The organism is Bradyrhizobium sp. JR4.1, from assembly GCF_040548605.1.
Taxonomy (GTDB): domain Bacteria; phylum Pseudomonadota; class Alphaproteobacteria; order Rhizobiales; family Xanthobacteraceae; genus Bradyrhizobium; species Bradyrhizobium canariense.
This window is the reverse complement of the sequence record NZ_JBEPRY010000019.1, coordinates 48,764-65,266: the sequence shown is the minus strand read 5'-3', so window position 1 is coordinate 65,266 and position 16,503 is coordinate 48,764. Positions and strand designations below refer to the sequence as shown.

Here is a 16,503-nt window from a genome sequence, read left to right as displayed (position 1 = left end):
GACCACACGGTTTTGCCGTACGCGCATTCGCCATTTCGCCGCAGGGTTCGACGGCCTCGTGCACGTGGCCAGCGAAATACCGACGAGACGAACTTCACAGCGCCGCTCGTCCGCACGTGGCCACGGGCTCACAGGGACTACCCGCCCTGCCCGCACCTCTCATGCCGACGCTGCCGCGTCCACCGCAAGCCCGGCTCGCAATCAAGACGACAACGAGATCGCCCCTCAAGGATGAGCCGGGATGCGCGACACATACGCCAAAACCGAATTTCGGTAAAGCGGAATATATTTGCGTGAGCGGATTGACAGAGGAGCGACACAGGCGCGGTCGCGTAGCCCGGATGGAGTGCAGCGTAATCCGGGAAGGTGCGAAACGCAGCGCGAGCGGCCCTGGATTGCGCGGAGCCTGTCATCGGGCGGCGCTTCGCGCCGACCCGTTGGCTCCATCCAGGCTACTTGACTACCTGCTATCCGCCGAAATCCCGCGGGCTGAACGGCAGGTCCATCACCTTCCATTCCCCGTATTTGTCGGCCGGCAGCATCTTGTAGGGCTGGCAGGCCTGAAGCGCGCTCATGGCGGACTTCACGAGCGCCACGCCCTTTGCGGATGGCGGGGCTTCGATCAGGATCGGCTCGCGCGCCAGCGTGCCGTCGGTCGCGAGCACGGTGCGCAGCTTGATGTTGACGGTGTCGGTCGGCGCGACCCCAGCCGGCAGCTTGGCGCAGCTTCGCAAGTGACGACGCAGCTCGGCGATGATTTCGGCCGGCAGCTTGGCCGCGATTGAATCCTTGGCATCGCCGCCATCGTCCTTGGGGGCGTCTTTCGACAGCTCCGTCGGCAATTCCGGCGGCAGGCCCAGCATGACGCCGTACTTGACGGTGACGTCGGGCTCCGGCGCCTGATAGGCCGGGGGCGGCGCGGCCTCTGGCTGCTGCATCGCTTGTGGCAGGAGCTGTGGCGCCGGGGGCTGAGGTGGCTGCGGAGTCGCCTGAGGCGGCGGCGACTGCGATGGCTGAGGCTGTGGCTGTTGAGGCTGCGGTTGCGTCTGCGCATTCGCCTCGCGCTGCTGCTGCGGCGTCTGTGAAGGCTGTGGCTGCGGCTGTTTCTGCTGCGGCGGTTCAGGCGAGGCCTGCTGCTTTGAGGCTTGCTGCTTCGAGGATTGTGCCGCGGCCTGCTGCTTCGCCTCGGGCTTTGGCGCGGTTGCCGCCTTGTCCTTGTCGGTGAAATCCAGTTTCGGTAGTTTCAGGTCAGGGATCGGCTCCGGCGGCTTCGCCTTGAGTTTTTCTTCGGCCTTCTCCTCGGCCTTGGCCTCCTCCTGCTTCACCTGCTCCGGCGTCACGATGCTGACGGAAACCGATTCGGGCGGGTTGGCGTGAAACGGATGGACTTCGCTGATCACGATGATCAGCGCGACCAGCGTCAGATGGGCGATCGCCGACGCTGCAATGTCCGTCCGTATGATCTTCCGCAGTTCCATCGCCTGACTTCAGGTTGCCAAGCTGGTCCTAGCATACGGCAGCCCCCTCTCAATCCCATTTTGGCGCGAAGCCGAAATCGGTCAGGCGGCCCCTGGGACTGGCCAGCGCAGCGATCTGGGCCATCTCGTCATCCGAAAGCTCGAAATCGAAGATCTCGATGTTTTCCGACAGGCGTTCGACGCGCGAGGTGCGCGGGATCGCAGCGACATTCTGTTGCACCAGCCAGCGCAGGCAGACCTGCGCCGGCGTCTTGTGATGCAGACGCCCGATCTCGGCGAGCGTCTGGTCGGTCTTGATCCGCCCCCTGGCGATCGGGCTGTAGGCGACCAGCGCGAGCCCGTGCCGATCGCAGGCAGCCCTCACCTTCGCCTGGTCGAGATAAGGGTGGTATTCGACCTGGTTGCAGGCCAGCGGCTCCGGCGACAACGCCACCGCCTGCTCGATCAGCGCAACAGTGAAATTGGAGACGCCGATGTGGCGGGTCAGGCCCATGCGCTTGGCATGCGACAGCGCGCCCAACGTCTCCTCCAGCGGCACGTGCGAATTGGGCCAGTGCAACAGCAAGAGATCGACGGAGGGAAGCCGCATGCGCACCAGACTCTCCTTGACCGAGCGTTCGAGATCGTGAGGCGCGAAATGGTTGGTCCAGACCTTCGTCGTCAGGAAGATGTCGTCGCGGCGCACGCCGGAGGCGCGCAAGCCGTCGCCGACCTCGCGCTCATTGTCGTAGACCTGTGCGGTATCGATGTGGCGATAGCCGAGCCGCAGTGCCTGCTCGACCACACGCGCGCACATGCGCCCGCTCAGCTCCCAGGTTCCCAGCCCGATGGCCGGTATTCTTGCGCCATTGGTCTCGACGAACAGCATGAGGAATCCTCTCTGTCGCGGTCGCCCCAAATCATGATCCAGGCGTCATTATGAACCCGGCTGGCAACGCTGCCAACGGGCGGCACCGGCCGCCGGGCCGGATCTTGCGCGCAATGCTAACGGGAGGTTCGCGCCAGACCTTGACGCCAAGCCTCGACGACAAGCCTCGACGACAGGCCTTCAGCTCAGGCTTTGGCGAGCGCCTGGAACACGGTCTCGGGCGCATGCGCGATCACGGCGAGCAGCGCGCGGGCGGGTCCCCGCGGGGCGCGCTTGCCCTGCTCCCAGTTGCGGATGGTCTCGACGGGAACGCCGAGTTTAGCCGCGAACTCCATCTGGGTCAGGCAGGCGCGGCGACGCAAATCGCGCACGGCGAGCGAGCTGGCCTCGGCCGGCGCTGCGTTAGGTACGGGCTGGATTGGAAAGGGCTGGACAGGAAACTCTTGCCCGTCCCGCAACTCGACGATCCGTCCGTCCGCCTTCAGCCGCACACGCATGCTCATTCCCCCAAGCGGGAACGATGATGCGGCAGCTCGCTTAAGTTCGGATTAAAGATGATGGCCAGTAGCCCGGATGGAGCGCAGCGCAATCCGGGGCATCTCTCGAGCCGACGCAGCGGCCCTGGATTACGCTTCGCTCCAGCCAGGCTACGGATTCAACAGCTCCTACCTGAGCCCGAACCACAGCGTCGCGATGCCGAGGAAGGAGAAGAAGCCGACGACGTCGGTGACCGTTGTCACGAACGTGCCTGACGCCACCGCCGGATCGGCTCGCACACGTTCGAGCGCCATCGGGATCAGGATGCCTCCGAGCGCGCCGGCGAAGAGGTTCACGATGATGGCGAGCCCGATGACCATGCCGAGGCCCGGGATCCTGAACCAGGCCACCGCCGCGATTCCCGTGATCACGGCAAAGGCGAGACCGTTGACGAGGCCGACCAGGCCCTCGCGCACCACCACGCGCCAGGCATTGGAGGAGCCGAGCTCGCGCGTCGCCAGCGCCCGCACCGCAACCGTCATGGTCTGGGTCGCGGCATTGCCGCCCTGGCTCGCGACGATCGGCGCCAGCACGGCGAGCGCTACCATCTTCTCGAGCTGCCCCTCGAACAGGCCGAGCACGGAGGACGCCAAGAAGGCGGTGGCGAGATTGACCAGCAGCCAGTTGAACCGTGCGCGTGCAATGGTGAACACGGTGTCGGACAGCTCTTCGTCGCTGTTGACGCCGCCGAGCGCCTTGAGGTCCTCGTCCGCCTCTTCCTCGATGACGTCGACGACGTCGTCGACGGTGATGACGCCGACGAGGCGGTCCTGGGTGTCGAGCACCGGGGCTGCGACGAGATTGTACTTGCCGAACATGCGCGCCACCTCCTCCTGGTCCTCCAGGACGGAGACGCGGCGGCGATCCTCGTCGGTCAGCTCGGCAAGCGCCACCGGGCGGCGGGCGCGCAGCAGCACGTCGAGCGAGACCGCGCCCTGCCAATGCTGCTCCTTGTCGACGACGTAGATCTCGTAGAAGCGGTCAGGCAAATCCGGCGTCTCGCGCATGTAGTCGATCGCCTGCCCCACGGTAAAATCCTGGGGCACGGCGATGAACTCGGTCTGCATCCGGCGGCCGGCGGAGTTTTCCGGATAAAGCAGGCTGCGCTCGAGCACGACGCGCTCCTTGAGCGGCAGCTTCTCGAGGATCTCCTCCTGATCGGCCTGATCGAGCGTTTCCAGCAGCTCGACCGCGTCGTCGGATTCGAGCTCGAGCACACCTTCCGCGACCGTCTGCGGCGGCAGTTCCTCGAGGATCTCCTCGCGCACGCCCTCGTCGAGCTCGTTCAGCGCGGAGAAGTCGAAATCGCGCCCCGTCAGTTCGACCAGGCGGACCCGATCGTCAGGCTCGAGAGCCCCGATGAGATCGCCGAGATCGGCCTCGTGCAGTTCGGCAACGCAGGCGCGCAGCGCGGCGCTGTCGCCGGCCTCGATCGCATGGGCAATTTCCGCGACGAATTCGTGACGAATCTCGCCGTCTTCATTGCGCATCGGCACGTGGTCGAGTACCGATTCCGCAGCAGACGCGGCACCGTCCAGATGTTCATCCATGGCGCGCCTCGCCGTTCGACAGGTTGAAACGAGTGGTCTGAGCTGACGGTTCAGGCAATACCCACAAGGCAACTCTGAGCGCAATGACAAAGATGCTTCGATTGAGGTGGACCTCGATGTCGGCAGGCGCAGCGCTCGCCGCCCTCGCCGGCACCGCCTCGACTGAAGCCGCCGAGTGCCCGCGCAAGGACGCGCTCGGCACCTCCCGCATTCTGAGCGTCGACGCCAAGACCACGCCGCGCGTGGGCTTGAAGAGCTTTCCGCAGACGTTGCCGCTCGCCGATCACGAGGTCGTGCTGACCTTCGACGACGGACCGCATCCGCCGACGACGTCGAAGGTATTGGCGGCACTGGCGCAGGAATGCGTGCGCGCGACTTTCTTCCTGATCGGCCTGCACGTCTCCGAACACCCCGACATGGTCAAGCGCATCGCCCGCGAGGGCCACAGCATCGGTCACCACACTTTCTCGCATCCGTTCATGGCGCGGATCCCGTTCGACAAGGCGAAGAGCGAGATCGATCGCGGCATTGCCGCCGTCGAGCTGGCTCTGCACGGCACCTCGACAACGACGCCCGCGACCCCGTTCTTCCGCTTCCCCTATTTCGAAGCCACGCAAGCCGAGCTCGACCTGCTCCAGTCCCGCGGCATCGTGGTGTTCGGGGCTGACCTGTGGGCCAGCGACTGGAACGAGATGACGCCGGAGCAGGAATTGAAGCTCGTCACCGAGCGCCTAGCCGCCGCCGGCAAGGGTATCATCCTGTTCCACGATCCCAAGGCGCGCACGGCCGCGATCATGCCGGCCTTCCTGCGGTATCTGAGGGAGAACGGGTATCGGGTGGTTCACATCGTGCCGGCGGGCACATCACAGAAGAGCGCCGACGCCCGTTGATGCCGGAATGTCACGCCGGCGCAAAATGGGGTGATTTTGGCCCTATTAACAGTCTGTTCATGCTACGCCATGCAAGTATCAAGGGGACTTGTCGCGGCAGAGTCCTGGGTAGCGGTTCCTTGCGCCTGAACCGTTTGCAGATGTCTCCGACCTACTATGGCGGCAATCGCGTAAGAGGGCAGACCGGGTTCATGATCGGAAGTAGCGTTGTTGCTCGGACGCGATCGTGGACCGTCCTTTGCCTTGGCGGATTCCTAGGCGGATTTTTGGGTGTCCTGACCATCGGCTCGCCGGCCATTGCGGCCGACTGCCCCGGCCGTCCGGACGCACTCGGCACGTCCCGCACCCTCGTGGTCGATCCGCACGAGCATCCCCGCATCGGCACCATGCAGTACCGCGAGACGCTGCCGCTGAAGGATCATGAGGTCGTCCTGACCTTCGACGACGGTCCGTTGCCGAAATATTCCAACCAGGTGCTGCAGATCCTCGCCGACGAGTGCATCAAGGCGACCTTCTTCATCATCGGCGAACAGGCCAAGGCGAACCCGGACGGCGTGCGCAAGCTGGTCGCCGCGGGTCACACCGTCGGCACCCACAGCATGACGCACCCGCTCACAATGGACCGGATGCCGCTCGACAAGGCCGAGGCGCAGATCAATGGCGGCATCGAGTGGACATCGGCCGCAATGACCAATCCGTCCAAGCTCGCGCCGTTCTTCCGCATTCCCGGCCTGATGCGCGCCGACGGCGTCGAGAACCTTCTGATCTCGCGCGGGATCCAGGTCTGGAGCGCCGATTTCCCGGCCGACGACTGGCGCCATGTGTCCTCCGATCGCGTCTATCAGCTCGCGATCCAGCGGCTCGAGGCCAAGGGCAAGGGCATCCTGCTGCTGCATGACATCCAGGCCCGCACGGTGGCGGCGCTGCCGAAGATCATCCGCGACCTCAAGGCGCGCGGCTATCGCATCGTGCACGTGGTGCCCGCGACCGCCGAGCAGCCGGCGACGCCGACCACGCCGGTAGAATGGCTGCTGCATCCGCCGACCGAGACCACACCGATCGCGCGCTGGCCCGCCGTGCCGAATTTCGTGTTCGCGCAGACCAAGACGCTTCCGGCGCCCTCGCTGGCCGACCTCAACGCGCAGACCGCGCATCAACCGCTGCTGCCGCGCAAGACCATGGCGCTCGCCAATGTCGCGGCCACCCTGCCCGTGCCCGCCCGCGATCTCTTTGCAATCCCCGAGGGCTCTGTCGAGGTGCTGCTGTCGACGACGTTGTCGCGGCGCGTCGCGACACGCCTGGCAATGGCGGCCGAGACGCCCCGTGCGGCCAAGGGCAAAGCCGGCAAGGCACGCGCTGCCCGCACCGCGCGCGCTGCTCACGGCACACCGAAGCATGCCGCAGAGACCGAGGGCACTGCCCCCAAGAGCACTGCGCCCAAGAGCGCCGCGCCAAAGAGCACTGCGCCGCGCCCGACCCGTGTGGCGAGCCTGAAGAAGCGCGCGCAGTAGAGCCTACTGTCGCATGATGTTGGCGACGCAGAGCAACACGATCAGCGCCAGGAAGAACAGGTCCATATAGGACTTGACCTCGCCGTCGCGCCGCAGCCGGGCGACGTCAACCACGACCTGCCTGCGCGCGTTCGTTCCGCCCGCGCCGTCATTGATCGGGCCCTGCAGCCGCTTGGTCTCAGCCTCCAGCCGCTCGATCTTCTGGTAGAAGTAGAAGGCCCGCAGCGTCGAAGCTGCGCGCATGCCGGTATAGATCAGCACCAGAATCGCGATGATCGCCCGGTTCTGGTATTTCTCCATTAAATTCAGGCTGAAATAGACCATCGCCATGAATGCGAAGTTGGTCACGAAGCGGTAGACGAAGCTTAGAAAGACCATGCGGGCTCAAGCCTTGAAGGGTGGGCAACCGGACCGTGTTGCGAATGCGGGGATCAGGGGGCAAGACCGGAATAGCCGGCCCGAATGCCATGCAGGCCGGTCTACGCCAACTTTGTTTCACCAAAGATACTATTGCCCCGGCAATGCCGCCTTTTAGCCACGCCCGGCCATAATGCAAGCCGGAGCACGGCCGCCGGCCCCTTCCGCGCCTGCTGGCTGCAACGGCTCCATGGAGATTTGGCGGAAGTCCCGATAGACTGGCGCCGCCACATATGGGGTCTGCCGATGCCGAAGAAGGGAATCACCGGCCACGACGACTGGGTTCTGACCGAGGCGCTGGCGACCGCGCTGGTCGCGCTGGAGCAGCTCGACACCAAGCACCAGCCGAGCGCGCATATGGACGACATCCGCAAGATGCTCTCGAACGGCAAGGAGCCGGCGGCGGTGAGCCTGCATCTCGCCCAGGCCAAATGCCGGCTGTTTCCCGACCTCGATCCGCTGGAGATCTACCGGGAATACGGCATCGGCGAGGAATATGGCTGAGGGCGCGTTGACGGCCGGACTTAAGGCCCGCCGGCGACCGATCCCGCGATCACCATGACCAGCGCGGCCAAGTCGATCTTGCCGTTGACGATCAGCTCCTCCGAGGCTTTCGCATCGTCCGCGCGTTCGACCTTCAGCAATTGCGGCCGGTTGGCCGCCTGCCGCTGCAGCTCCGCGACGATGGCTTCCGTGAGTTTCTCTTCCAGCATGGGCTTGTCCTCAGGCCGCCATCGCACGGCAGGATTGCGCGCAGGAGCGGCACATGGCGACGCACTCGTCCATGCCGCCGACCCGCTCGCAATCCTCGGCGCATTCGCTACAGATTTCCGCGCATTCGCCGCACGTATGCCGGTGATGCGGCGTGTTGATCAGCATGAAATGCGCCGCCGTCCGGCACATTTCGGCGCACGCCATCATCAGGCGGAAATGCTTGGGCTCGACGTGCTTGCCGCCGGTCTCGAGACAATGGTTCATCGCGGTGCCGAGGCAGGTCTGGTAGCAGCTCATGCAGAGCGCGATGCAGCGCGTCATGTCTTCGGATTGAGCCATCCGGTTTCTCCAATGCTCGCCCCCTGCCCCGGTCAACCAGGGGGATGTTGTGATCGTTCCTGCCGTCGTGCCGATTGTGACGTCGGGGGAACTTCGCGCAGCTACCCGTAGCGCCTCGCGCGCACCGCCCGGTAGCGGGCGTCGGTCTGCGGCTTGATGAACAGCGCCGCCACGCTCGGATGGCGTTTGCGTATCTCGGTCTCGATCGCGACGACGCATCGCTCGATGTCGTCGGCGCGCTTGTCATCCGCAAATTCGATGCTGAGGGCCGCAACGACCTCGACCGGCGACAGCTGCACCGTCAGAAGGCCGTTGGCCCTGAGCACGCCGGGCGAACGCCTTGCGATGTCCAGGACTGATCGCGCAAGCTCCGGATCGGCGGGCTCGCCGATCAGCAGGCTCTTGCTCTCGCGCGCGAGACCAATCGACACGATCGCCAGCAATATCCCGATCAGGATCGAACCGATCCCGTCCCAGACCGGCTGGCTCAGCACTACGGCGGCCGCAGTGGCCGCCGCAGCAATGGCAATGCCGACCAGCGCCGCGCTGTCCTCGAGCAGCACCATGAATGCCGGAGGATCCTTGCTGCGAACGAAGGCCTGATAATATCCGAACCGCTGGCCGTCGGAGCTGAAGCGCCGCAGGGCAACCAGCCAGGAGCCGCCTTCAAACAGGAACGACAGCCCAAGCACCACGAAGCTGACGATCGGACTTTCGATCGGCTCGGGTGCGGCGACATGCAGAATGCCCTGATACAGCGAGACACCGGCGCCCAGCGCGAAGATCAGCAGCGCAACGATGAAGCTCCAGAAATACAGCTCGCGCCCATAGCCGAGCGGATGGGATTCGTCGGGCGAACGGCTCGCGCGCCGATAGCCGTAGAGCAGCAGGATCTCGTTGGTCGTGTCGACGAGCGAATGCACCGCTTCGCTCGTCATGGCCGAACTTCCCGTCCACGCGGCAGCGCCGATCTTCGTGACCGCGACCAGGACATTGCCGAAGAGCGCCGCATAGACCGCGGTCTTCGAGGATGATTCTGTTGCCAATGTCCGATACCCCGCTCCTCATGCCAGCCGCCGCGGCAGGCTGTGGTGGATCGTGCAGGCGGCGACCGCGGCGTGGCCGAACGCGACCGAGATCTGGTGCAGGTCGGTGACGACGTCGCCGATGCCGTAGAGCCCGTCGACCGAGCTGCGCTGATGGTCGTCGACTTTCAGGTAACCCTCCCCGGTGTGTTCGGCCCCCAGGGTCATCGCGAGATGCGAGCGCACCTCCGCACCCATCACCGGGTAGACCATCTCGAATTGCGCCGTCCGGCCGTTGGCGAAGACGGCTTCGACGCCGACGTCTCTCCGCCTCAGGCGCAGGCCGGGCGCGACGACGATCTCGACACCCGATTCATTCAGCTCCGGTGCCGCGGCCTTCCCGTCATCCTCGCCCGTTGCCAGCAACGTCACGTCGCGCGAGTAGCCGCGCATGAAGAGCGCCTTGCCGGCGGCACGGTGAAGCGGACCGACGATGCCGATGCGACGGCCGATCGCCTCGTAGGCGTCGCAAACGGGGCAGTAGCGCAACAGCCCGTCTGCGACCGCGGCGCGCCATTCGTCGAACGGCGGATGGGCGTCGACGATGCCGCTGGCAAGGATGACGGTAGCAGCCGTATCCGCGCCGCCGTTCCAGATCGCCTGAAAACCCTGGTCGTCTCGCCGCAAGGCGGTGACTTCGGCGGCCACCCGCGTGACCGCGAGCTCGCCCAGTTGCGCGGACATGCGCGCGAGCAGGTCGGTGCCGGACAGGCCGTGGACGAAGCCCGGCACATTGTGACTGCGCGGGATCAGCGCCGCCCGGCTCGCGCCCGCGTCCACGACACAGACGCGGCGCCGAAATCGCGCGAGATAGATCGCGGCCATCAGCCCGGCGGGGCCGCCGCCGACGATCAGGCAATCATACGGCTGATCATTCGCCGTCATTTGGGGTTTGGATCCGACAGGCCCGCACCGGGCGCGCGAAGCTGTCCGCTCCGCGCCAGCCGGACCGCATTGCCGAGCGCGCGCGCGACGTTCTTCACCTCCGTCTGGAATGCCCTGTCGTCATCGAGGTCGCGGTGCGAGGTGGCGTATGGCTCCATGTAGCCGACATAGCCATCGAGCTCGGCGAAGCGGCCCGCCGAGATCAGCTGCATGTCGGTCAACCAATCCGACAAAGCGCGGCGCACGCCCTCGGCACCGACCGCATCGCCGTGAACGACAAGACCGAAATGACGGCCGGCGAGATGGCGCGGATAAGACCAGCCCTTCAGCTCCAGCGCCTTGGCTTCGTCCGCCTTCTTGCCGTGGGTCGAGGTCGGATCGGGATTGCCGCCGTCGGCGCAGACCATGCGATCCATCATCGCCTTCAGTCCGGAGGGCACGTGATACCAGTTCACCGGGGTCACGATCAGGATGCCGTGGGCCGCGACCCAGAGCGGATAGATATCGTTCATCCAGTCGTCGGTCTGCCCCAGCGAATAGTTCGGATAACAGCTGCACGGCCAGTGGCAGAGCGGCATCGCGGTTCCGACGCAGGATTTGCAGGGATGGATCGTCTTGCCGAACTCCGAAGCCAGGCGCGATAGATCGAGGACGTCGACGGCAAAGCCAAGCTGGGCAAAGACCGGCTTGGCGAGCTCGACCAGACGCCAGGTCTTGGACATCTCGCCGGGACAGGTGTGCTCGCTACGGGCCGAGCCGTTGATGATGAGGATGCGCGGCGTCTCGTCCGCGTCGTCATGGCGTCGCTGCGCCGCCAGGATCTTCGCGCGCGCATCGAGCCAGTCGACGGCGATGTCGTAATCGGGATCGGAGAATCCTGCGCCCGCCTTTCGCGTCAGCGGGGCCTTGCGTGAATTGCTGTAGGCATCCCAGGCCGCGCCGACGATGGCGTCGAGCTCGCGCTGGAGCGGTGCAAAGGCGGGATCGACGAACCGGCTCCGGTAGCGGCGCTCGAAGGCCTCGCGCGAGAGCTTGACGGGCGGCATCCCCTTGCGAATGTCGGCTTCCGTCATGCTGGCTCCTCGCGAGGTCGGTACAGTCCGACCAACCCGGGGCGCAGCGCGCGGTTCCTTCTCGCTCTCCTCTCGTCGCCCTACTGGCGGACAACTTCCGGCGGCACATCGAACTGTGCGATGCGCTGGTCCAGCCGCCACAGTTCGATGCGGTGCACCAGCACGAGCGAGGCGGCCTCGCGCTTGGCCTGCTCATCATTGTCGCAGACCAGGTTGATGCATCCAAACACATGCCCGTCCGGATCGATCTGGAACGCGCGGTAGTGCTTGATGCTCCGCATCGTCACCCTCCCCTTCTCGGGTATACGGGTTCGCTCAGCCAGTCCGTCAGGTTGGAGGTCACCTCGTTCTGCTTGGCGCGCCGAAGCAGCATGTCACGCTCCTTGCCGGGCGGCAGGCTGCGCGCGCGCTCGCGAGCGGCTTCGGCGAATGCCACCAACCGCTCCTGGAGCGATTGGGTCTGTTTCCTGCGGTTGCGTTTCGCGGTCATTGTACTTTCACAAAGCCCTTCAGATGGAAGGAATTGGGAGGAATTGGCCCCGGCGGGAGGTCGGCGCCGGGGCCAGAGTTTCGTGCCGGTCGGGGCGGCCCAGCCCGGCAGCGTTCACAGCTTCGGCCGCAACCGCAGGTTCCGGCATTTCAATAAGTTAACGGTGCGTGATTTTGCCGATGCGAAACGAAACGGCGAAGCATCACCCGGTCGCGGCCATTCGCAGCAAGGCGCAGCGCGAAGGCATTTCGCTCAAGCCCGTCAACCGCTCACCTTACAACAGGCGATCCAAAGCAGCGAAGCGGCGTTGAGTGGGGCGCCATCCCGGCGCATGCTAGCGTTCGATGTCGTCGGCTCCTATTCCGACGGCACGCGGTGTCTGAGATCCTGCTGTTCCCGGTTGTCGCGAAGGGCCTTGAGCTCCGAGCGCAACATCGCGCTTTCCATCACCACCCGGCGCACCTCGCGCGCGGCGTCATCAAGCTGATCCGCGACCGCTCTGCGCTGCGCCCGGAGGGCGCGGCTCGCTTCGATCGCGCGCTCAGCGCGGGCAAGCAGGACGTCGTTCATCGAACGACGATAGAAGATTCGGGATGAAACCGCCTTCACGTAAGTTACGTCAATTACTCAAAACCAGCCATCCGCTCAAAAAACATCCGCGAACGCTAACCTGGATCAAGTATCTCGGAACAGCCGAGAAGACGCTTAGGCCCGTCGATAGAGTTGCAAATAGCTCGGCGAGAACAGCGCCGCGTCCTTGAGCGCATCGAGATCGGTGATGGTCAGCGTGCGATCGCGCAGCACGATCAGGCCGGAGGCACGCAGCTCCTGAACCGTGCGGTTGAGATGGACCACCGACAGGCCGGTGGCGTCCGCAAGATCCATCTGCGTCACCGGCATCACGCAGGAATTGCCCTCGACCATCCCGACAGGACGCAGCCGCTCGATGATCTCGCAGAACAGATGGGCCACGCGTTCAAAGGCCACCCGGCGGCCGAGATTGATGGCCCATTCGCGCTGGATCGCGTTGTTGACGAGCGTCTCGCACCAGAATGCTTCCGCCAGCGCGCGGTCGGCCGCCACGAGACCTTCGAACCGCGCGCGCTTGATTTCGGTGTAGACGACCGGCGTCATCGCCGCGATGGAATGATCCATCACCGACAACAGGAACGCGTGCGCGTCGCAACTTTCGCCGGGGAAAAGAAAATTGACGATCTGGCGCCGGCCGTCCTCCAGCGTCTTGTAGCGGCAGAGCCAGCCCGACAGCACGAGGCGCACGCTGTCGACCGGATCGCCCTCCGAGATCAGATCCTCGCCCGCCCCTGCACGCTGGATTCCTTCGAGCATTGCGTATTCGAGCGAGGTGCGGGCCTCCATCGACAACGGCCTCAGCACGTTTAGCCGGCGAATGACCGGGTCCACCTGGCTGCGATCTAGCGTCGACAAGGGCATCAGTTGGCCACCGCCGGCGTATGAAACGCCCGCTTGCTGAGGGGCATGGTGATCGTGCATTCCAGTCCCCTCGGATTGAATGCCAACCTGGTCTGCCCCTTGAACTCGAACGCGAGTGTGCGCTCCAGAAGCTCGGCCCCAAATCCTTTGTGCGGCGGCGGCGCAACCGGCGGCCCACCGCGCTCCCGCCACTCGAACACCAGCTCCGCCGGGTCGGTGCCCTGCTCGAGGCGCCAGGAAATCTCGATGCGACCGGTCGGCCGGCTCAGGGCGCCGTATTTGAGCGCGTTGGTCGCCAATTCGTGAATGGCAAGGGCAAAGGTTTCCGCGGCCTTCGACTGAAAACGCACCGTGGGGCCGCTGACCCGTACCTGCTCACCTTCCCTGGCATTATAGGCTAGCAGCTCCTCGACCGCGAGGTATTCGAGATCAACGCCGCCCTCGGGATCGCGGGTCACCAACGCCTGGGTTCGGGCGAATGCGTTGAGCCGGCCATCGAGATGGGACGCAAACTCCTCGACCGTCGAACTGCTGTCGGCCGTGCGACGGGCGATCGAGCGGACCACGCCCAGCGTGTTGCGGACCCGATGCTGGAGCTCGGCCAGCAGCAGGCGCTGCCGCTCCTCGGCGCGGGTAATGGCGGTGATGTCGACGAAGGTGATGACGACCCCGGCGATGAAGTTTTCGATGCTGCGATAGGGCAGGATGCGCACGATGTAGCGCGTGCCGCTGGCCGGGTCTCTCAACTCACGCTCAGCGCTGGCAAGCGTCCGCAGCACGCCGCGAATGTCGTCGTAGAGGTCCTCGATCGGGATACGCGCCTTGATGTGCGCGATGGGGCGGCCGGTGTCGGTTTCGACGAGATGCAGAACCTGCGTGATCGCCGGCGTGAAGTTCATCACGCGCAAATCGTTGTCGAGGAATACGGTCGCGATCTGTGTGCTCTCCAGGAAGTTCTGAAGATCGCTGGTGGCGCGCGTCAATTCCTGGACGCGGTGAGCCAGCTCGCCGTTCACGGTGGTCAATTCTTCGTTGACCGATTGTAATTCCTCGCGTGAGGTTTCCAGCTCTTCGTTCGCGGACTGAAGCTCTTCGTTGAGCGACTGGTATTCCTCGTTCGAGGACTTCAGCTCCTCGTTGGTGCTTTCGAGCTCTTCGATGGTTGCCTGAAGGCGCTCCCGTGTTGCCCGCAGCTCGCCTTCGATACGCTCGACATGCTCGGACTGGACCAGCGCATTGGGCTTGCCCTCGCCGGCATCTACTGCGCGCACCGGGCCGTCCTTGAACAGGACGACGAAATTGCGGTTGTCGCTGCCGCCCTCCTGGATCGGCTCCACCATGATGTCGACGGAAATGTGCTGGCCGTTGGCGCCGAGCTGTACCTGCTCGGCATGGGCCGGCTCGTTGGTCTCCGTCGCACGGCTGAGCACCGCGCGCAGGTCCAGGCGGAGATCGCGGTGGACGAGCTGGAGCAGATCGAGCGTTGCAGCGCCTGCCGTCGGCTCGATGTAGCGGCCGGTGCGCCCGGAAAAGTGCAGGACCTGAAAATTACTGTCGGTAATGACATAGGCGGGCGCGTAGCGCTCGGCGATCCGCTGTGCGCGGCGCTCCAGGCCGATATCGGGGCGGAACGAGCGCAGCGGCGGCACCTCGGCGGGCGCCCTCCCGGCAGCGGTCGTGATTGGAAATTCCGGTGGGAGCCGTGTTCCGGTCTCCAGCTTCTTGAAGATGCGGGCGCGGCGGTCGATCGGCACGAAAAGTATTGGATGCCGCGTGACGTTCTCGGAATTGCCGAGAAACAGAAACCGATCCGGCAGAAGCGCGAAGTGGAATAGCGGGATCACCCGATTCTGCAATTCGGCATTGAGATAGATCAGCAGGTTGCGGCAGGAGACGAGATCGAGCTTCGAGAACGGCGCGTCCTTGATCACGTTATGCTGCGAGAAGATGCACATCTCGCGCAGCTCCTTGACCACGCAATAGGTATCGCCTTCCCGCACGAACCAGCGCGCCAGACGCTCGCTGGTCATGTCCGCCTCGATATTGGTGCGGTAGCGGCCGACGCGTGCGGTCGCCAGAGCCCGTCCGTCGATGTCCGTCGCGAAGATCTGAACCTGCGGTGGCGAGTCCATCTTGGCCATGTGCTCGCGCAGGAGGATAGCGATGGAATAGGCCTCCTCTCCGGTGGCGCATCCGAGCACCCAGACGCGAACCTGCTGGCGCACGTCCTTGCCTTCGAAGAGCTTCGGGACGATCTGACTCTCGAGCACATCGAATTCGCGCTTGTCGCGGAAGAATTCGGTGACGCCGATCAAGAGGTCGTTGAACAGATGCTGCGCCTCGTCCTGGTCGTTGCGCAGGAAATCGACATAGGCGGCGATGTCGGCGATCTGGACCACCTGCATCCGTCGCTGCACGCGACGCAGGAAGGTGTTCTGCTTGTAGCCGTGAAAATCATTACCGGTCTTGCTGCGCAGGATGTCGGCGATGCGCGACAGCGAGGTCGCCGCAGCGGCCAGCACCTCGTCGAACCCCTGCTTCTCCTCCAGCCGCCGCAGGTGACGGGCATAGACCTGGATGTGCTCGGCAATCTCTTCCGGAGAGAGCACGTAGTCGGCGATCGCCGCCGGCGTGTTGGCTTCTTTCAGATGATCAGCCTCGTCGCTCGCGCCCTTCTCGGCGATGGCGAGGCCACCGTGATCCTTCAGAGTCGCGGTACCCAGCGTGCCATCGCCGCCGACGCCGGACAGGATCACGCCGATCGATTGCTCGGCGCGTTCTTCCGCCAGCGACACCAGGAAGCTGTCGATCGTGGCCCGCTCGCCGGGGGCCTGCTCGGCCGGGCGGACCGCGAAGCGACCGCCATGGATTGTCGTGATCATCGCGGGCGGGCACAGATAAATCGTGCCGCCCACGATGGTCTGGCCGTCACTGATGTCGGCGATCTTGCCGCCGGTGGTATCCTGCACGATCCGACGCAGCCGCGGCTCGTCGAGCGCCTCGTGATGTTGCAGCGCCAGCACGACGGCCTGGTCGGCGCTCACGGTCAGTTTGGACAAGAACCGCTCGACGCTATCCAGAGCTGTCGGCGCGGCGCCCACCCCGATGATCAGCGGAGACCTGGTCTGGCGCTCTCTTTCGACCGGCTGGTCGCCGATTTCATGCATGGTCTCGATAGCCTCATTCAGTGACGGAACCAGAGGACGCCCGCTCG

General features: G+C 64.9%; 18 protein-coding genes. 3 read left to right on the top strand and 15 right to left on the bottom strand.

Annotated elements, in window-relative coordinates:
- Window positions 1-467: 467 nt before the first annotated feature.
- From tolA to mgtE, 4 genes are all read right to left on the bottom strand, one after another.
- Window positions 468-1,478 (bottom strand): cell envelope integrity protein TolA, encoded by a 1,011-nt coding sequence (gene tolA / locus ABIB90_RS29635; RefSeq protein ID WP_007603222.1) that lies wholly within the window; start codon window positions 1,476-1,478, stop codon window positions 468-470.
- A 49-nt stretch (window positions 1,479-1,527) separates the two neighbouring features.
- Window positions 1,528-2,346: an aldo/keto reductase gene (locus ABIB90_RS29630; protein ID WP_354201879.1), complete on the bottom strand. Its 819-nt coding sequence runs from the start codon at window positions 2,344-2,346 to the stop codon at window positions 1,528-1,530.
- A gap of 185 nt (window positions 2,347-2,531) precedes the next feature.
- A complete protein-coding gene (locus tag ABIB90_RS29625; RefSeq protein ID WP_354201878.1) occupies window positions 2,532-2,849 on the bottom strand; it encodes a helix-turn-helix domain-containing protein in 318 nt (105 codons plus the stop codon).
- Window positions 2,850-3,011: 162 nt separating this feature from the next.
- A complete protein-coding gene (mgtE, locus tag ABIB90_RS29620) occupies window positions 3,012-4,433 on the bottom strand; it encodes a magnesium transporter (protein ID WP_007603218.1) in 1,422 nt (473 codons plus the stop codon).
- 116 nt (window positions 4,434-4,549) lie between these two features.
- On the opposite strand from mgtE, the gene ABIB90_RS29615 reads away from it, so the two are divergent.
- On the top strand, window positions 4,550-5,323 hold the full coding sequence (locus ABIB90_RS29615) for a polysaccharide deacetylase family protein (RefSeq protein ID WP_354201877.1): 774 nt from the start codon (window positions 4,550-4,552) through the stop codon (window positions 5,321-5,323).
- A gap of 191 nt (window positions 5,324-5,514) precedes the next feature.
- On the top strand, window positions 5,515-6,834 hold the full coding sequence (locus ABIB90_RS29610; RefSeq protein WP_354201876.1) for a polysaccharide deacetylase family protein: 1,320 nt from the start codon (window positions 5,515-5,517) through the stop codon (window positions 6,832-6,834).
- 3 nt (window positions 6,835-6,837) lie between these two features.
- On the opposite strand, the gene ABIB90_RS29605 is transcribed toward ABIB90_RS29610, so the two are convergent.
- Window positions 6,838-7,212 carry a hypothetical protein gene (locus tag ABIB90_RS29605; RefSeq protein WP_007603215.1) on the bottom strand — a complete coding sequence of 125 codons (375 nt, stop codon included), beginning with the start codon at window positions 7,210-7,212 and terminating at the stop codon, window positions 6,838-6,840.
- Between the two features lie 285 nt (window positions 7,213-7,497).
- Between ABIB90_RS29605 and ABIB90_RS29600 the strand changes: the two genes are divergently transcribed.
- Window positions 7,498-7,755: a hypothetical protein gene (locus ABIB90_RS29600; RefSeq protein ID WP_007603214.1), complete on the top strand. Its 258-nt coding sequence runs from the start codon at window positions 7,498-7,500 to the stop codon at window positions 7,753-7,755.
- A gap of 20 nt (window positions 7,756-7,775) precedes the next feature.
- Here the strand turns inward: ABIB90_RS29600 and ABIB90_RS29595 are convergent, their stop codons facing one another.
- The 10 genes from ABIB90_RS29595 to ABIB90_RS29550 all read right to left on the bottom strand — a co-directional run bounded on the left by ABIB90_RS29595 (window position 7,776) and on the right by ABIB90_RS29550 (window position 16,456).
- The gene (locus ABIB90_RS29595) at window positions 7,776-7,964 is read right to left on the bottom strand and encodes a hypothetical protein (protein WP_219685666.1); all 189 of its coding nucleotides are present in this window, start codon (window positions 7,962-7,964) and stop codon (window positions 7,776-7,778) included.
- A gap of 10 nt (window positions 7,965-7,974) precedes the next feature.
- Window positions 7,975-8,304 (bottom strand): four-helix bundle copper-binding protein, encoded by a 330-nt coding sequence (locus ABIB90_RS29590; RefSeq protein ID WP_007611368.1) that lies wholly within the window; start codon window positions 8,302-8,304, stop codon window positions 7,975-7,977.
- A 101-nt stretch (window positions 8,305-8,405) separates the two neighbouring features.
- Window positions 8,406-9,350, bottom strand: a complete 945-nt coding sequence (locus ABIB90_RS29585) for a cation diffusion facilitator family transporter (protein ID WP_219685667.1) — start codon at window positions 9,348-9,350, stop codon at window positions 8,406-8,408.
- An 18-nt stretch (window positions 9,351-9,368) separates the two neighbouring features.
- Complete coding sequence (locus tag ABIB90_RS29580; RefSeq protein WP_354201874.1) at window positions 9,369-10,274, bottom strand: NAD(P)/FAD-dependent oxidoreductase; 906 nt, start codon at window positions 10,272-10,274, stop codon at window positions 9,369-9,371.
- Window positions 10,271-11,347, bottom strand: coding sequence for a flavodoxin family protein (locus ABIB90_RS29575; protein ID WP_354201873.1), 1,077 nt, complete (start codon window positions 11,345-11,347; stop codon window positions 10,271-10,273). The genes ABIB90_RS29580 and ABIB90_RS29575 overlap by 4 nt, the downstream gene beginning before the upstream one ends.
- An 80-nt stretch (window positions 11,348-11,427) precedes the next feature.
- Window positions 11,428-11,628 carry a hypothetical protein gene (locus ABIB90_RS29570; protein WP_007603207.1) on the bottom strand — a complete coding sequence of 67 codons (201 nt, stop codon included), beginning with the start codon at window positions 11,626-11,628 and terminating at the stop codon, window positions 11,428-11,430.
- Window positions 11,629-11,630: 2 nt separating this feature from the next.
- A complete protein-coding gene (locus ABIB90_RS29565) occupies window positions 11,631-11,837 on the bottom strand; it encodes a hypothetical protein (protein ID WP_007603205.1) in 207 nt (68 codons plus the stop codon).
- 357 nt (window positions 11,838-12,194) lie between these two features.
- The gene (locus tag ABIB90_RS29560; RefSeq protein WP_354201872.1) at window positions 12,195-12,446 is read right to left on the bottom strand and encodes a hypothetical protein; all 252 of its coding nucleotides are present in this window, start codon (window positions 12,444-12,446) and stop codon (window positions 12,195-12,197) included.
- 96 nt (window positions 12,447-12,542) lie between these two features.
- Window positions 12,543-13,289: a Crp/Fnr family transcriptional regulator gene (locus ABIB90_RS29555; protein WP_007603201.1), complete on the bottom strand. Its 747-nt coding sequence runs from the start codon at window positions 13,287-13,289 to the stop codon at window positions 12,543-12,545.
- Entirely contained in the window at window positions 13,289-16,456 is a 3,168-nt protein-coding gene (locus ABIB90_RS29550; RefSeq protein WP_354201871.1) for a CheR family methyltransferase, read from the bottom strand. The genes ABIB90_RS29555 and ABIB90_RS29550 overlap by 1 nt, the downstream gene beginning before the upstream one ends.
- Window positions 16,457-16,503: the final 47 nt, after the last annotated feature.

What these genes read in the sequence shown, in the direction of transcription:
- ABIB90_RS29555 (WP_007603201.1), bottom strand. Translation starts at nt 13,289, where the DNA reads ATGCCCTTGTCGACGCTAGATCGCAGCCAGGTGGACCCGGTCATTCGC.
- mgtE (WP_007603218.1), bottom strand. Translation starts at nt 4,433, where the DNA reads ATGGATGAACATCTGGACGGTGCCGCGTCTGCTGCGGAATCGGTACTC.
- ABIB90_RS29610 (WP_354201876.1), top strand. Translation starts at nt 5,515, where the DNA reads ATGATCGGAAGTAGCGTTGTTGCTCGGACGCGATCGTGGACCGTCCTT.
- ABIB90_RS29575 (WP_354201873.1), bottom strand. Translation starts at nt 11,347, where the DNA reads ATGACGGAAGCCGACATTCGCAAGGGGATGCCGCCCGTCAAGCTCTCG.
- tolA (WP_007603222.1), bottom strand. Translation starts at nt 1,478, where the DNA reads ATGGAACTGCGGAAGATCATACGGACGGACATTGCAGCGTCGGCGATC.
- ABIB90_RS29580 (WP_354201874.1), bottom strand. Translation starts at nt 10,274, where the DNA reads ATGACGGCGAATGATCAGCCGTATGATTGCCTGATCGTCGGCGGCGGC.
- ABIB90_RS29550 (WP_354201871.1), bottom strand. Translation starts at nt 16,456, where the DNA reads ATGCATGAAATCGGCGACCAGCCGGTCGAAAGAGAGCGCCAGACCAGG.
- ABIB90_RS29615 (WP_354201877.1), top strand. Translation starts at nt 4,550, where the DNA reads ATGTCGGCAGGCGCAGCGCTCGCCGCCCTCGCCGGCACCGCCTCGACT.
- ABIB90_RS29595 (WP_219685666.1), bottom strand. Translation starts at nt 7,964, where the DNA reads ATGCTGGAAGAGAAACTCACGGAAGCCATCGTCGCGGAGCTGCAGCGG.
- ABIB90_RS29590 (WP_007611368.1), bottom strand. Translation starts at nt 8,304, where the DNA reads ATGGCTCAATCCGAAGACATGACGCGCTGCATCGCGCTCTGCATGAGC.
- ABIB90_RS29570 (WP_007603207.1), bottom strand. Translation starts at nt 11,628, where the DNA reads ATGCGGAGCATCAAGCACTACCGCGCGTTCCAGATCGATCCGGACGGG.
- ABIB90_RS29625 (WP_354201878.1), bottom strand. Translation starts at nt 2,849, where the DNA reads ATGAGCATGCGTGTGCGGCTGAAGGCGGACGGACGGATCGTCGAGTTG.
- ABIB90_RS29630 (WP_354201879.1), bottom strand. Translation starts at nt 2,346, where the DNA reads ATGCTGTTCGTCGAGACCAATGGCGCAAGAATACCGGCCATCGGGCTG.
- ABIB90_RS29605 (WP_007603215.1), bottom strand. Translation starts at nt 7,212, where the DNA reads ATGGTCTTTCTAAGCTTCGTCTACCGCTTCGTGACCAACTTCGCATTC.
- ABIB90_RS29600 (WP_007603214.1), top strand. Translation starts at nt 7,498, where the DNA reads ATGCCGAAGAAGGGAATCACCGGCCACGACGACTGGGTTCTGACCGAG.
- ABIB90_RS29565 (WP_007603205.1), bottom strand. Translation starts at nt 11,837, where the DNA reads ATGACCGCGAAACGCAACCGCAGGAAACAGACCCAATCGCTCCAGGAG.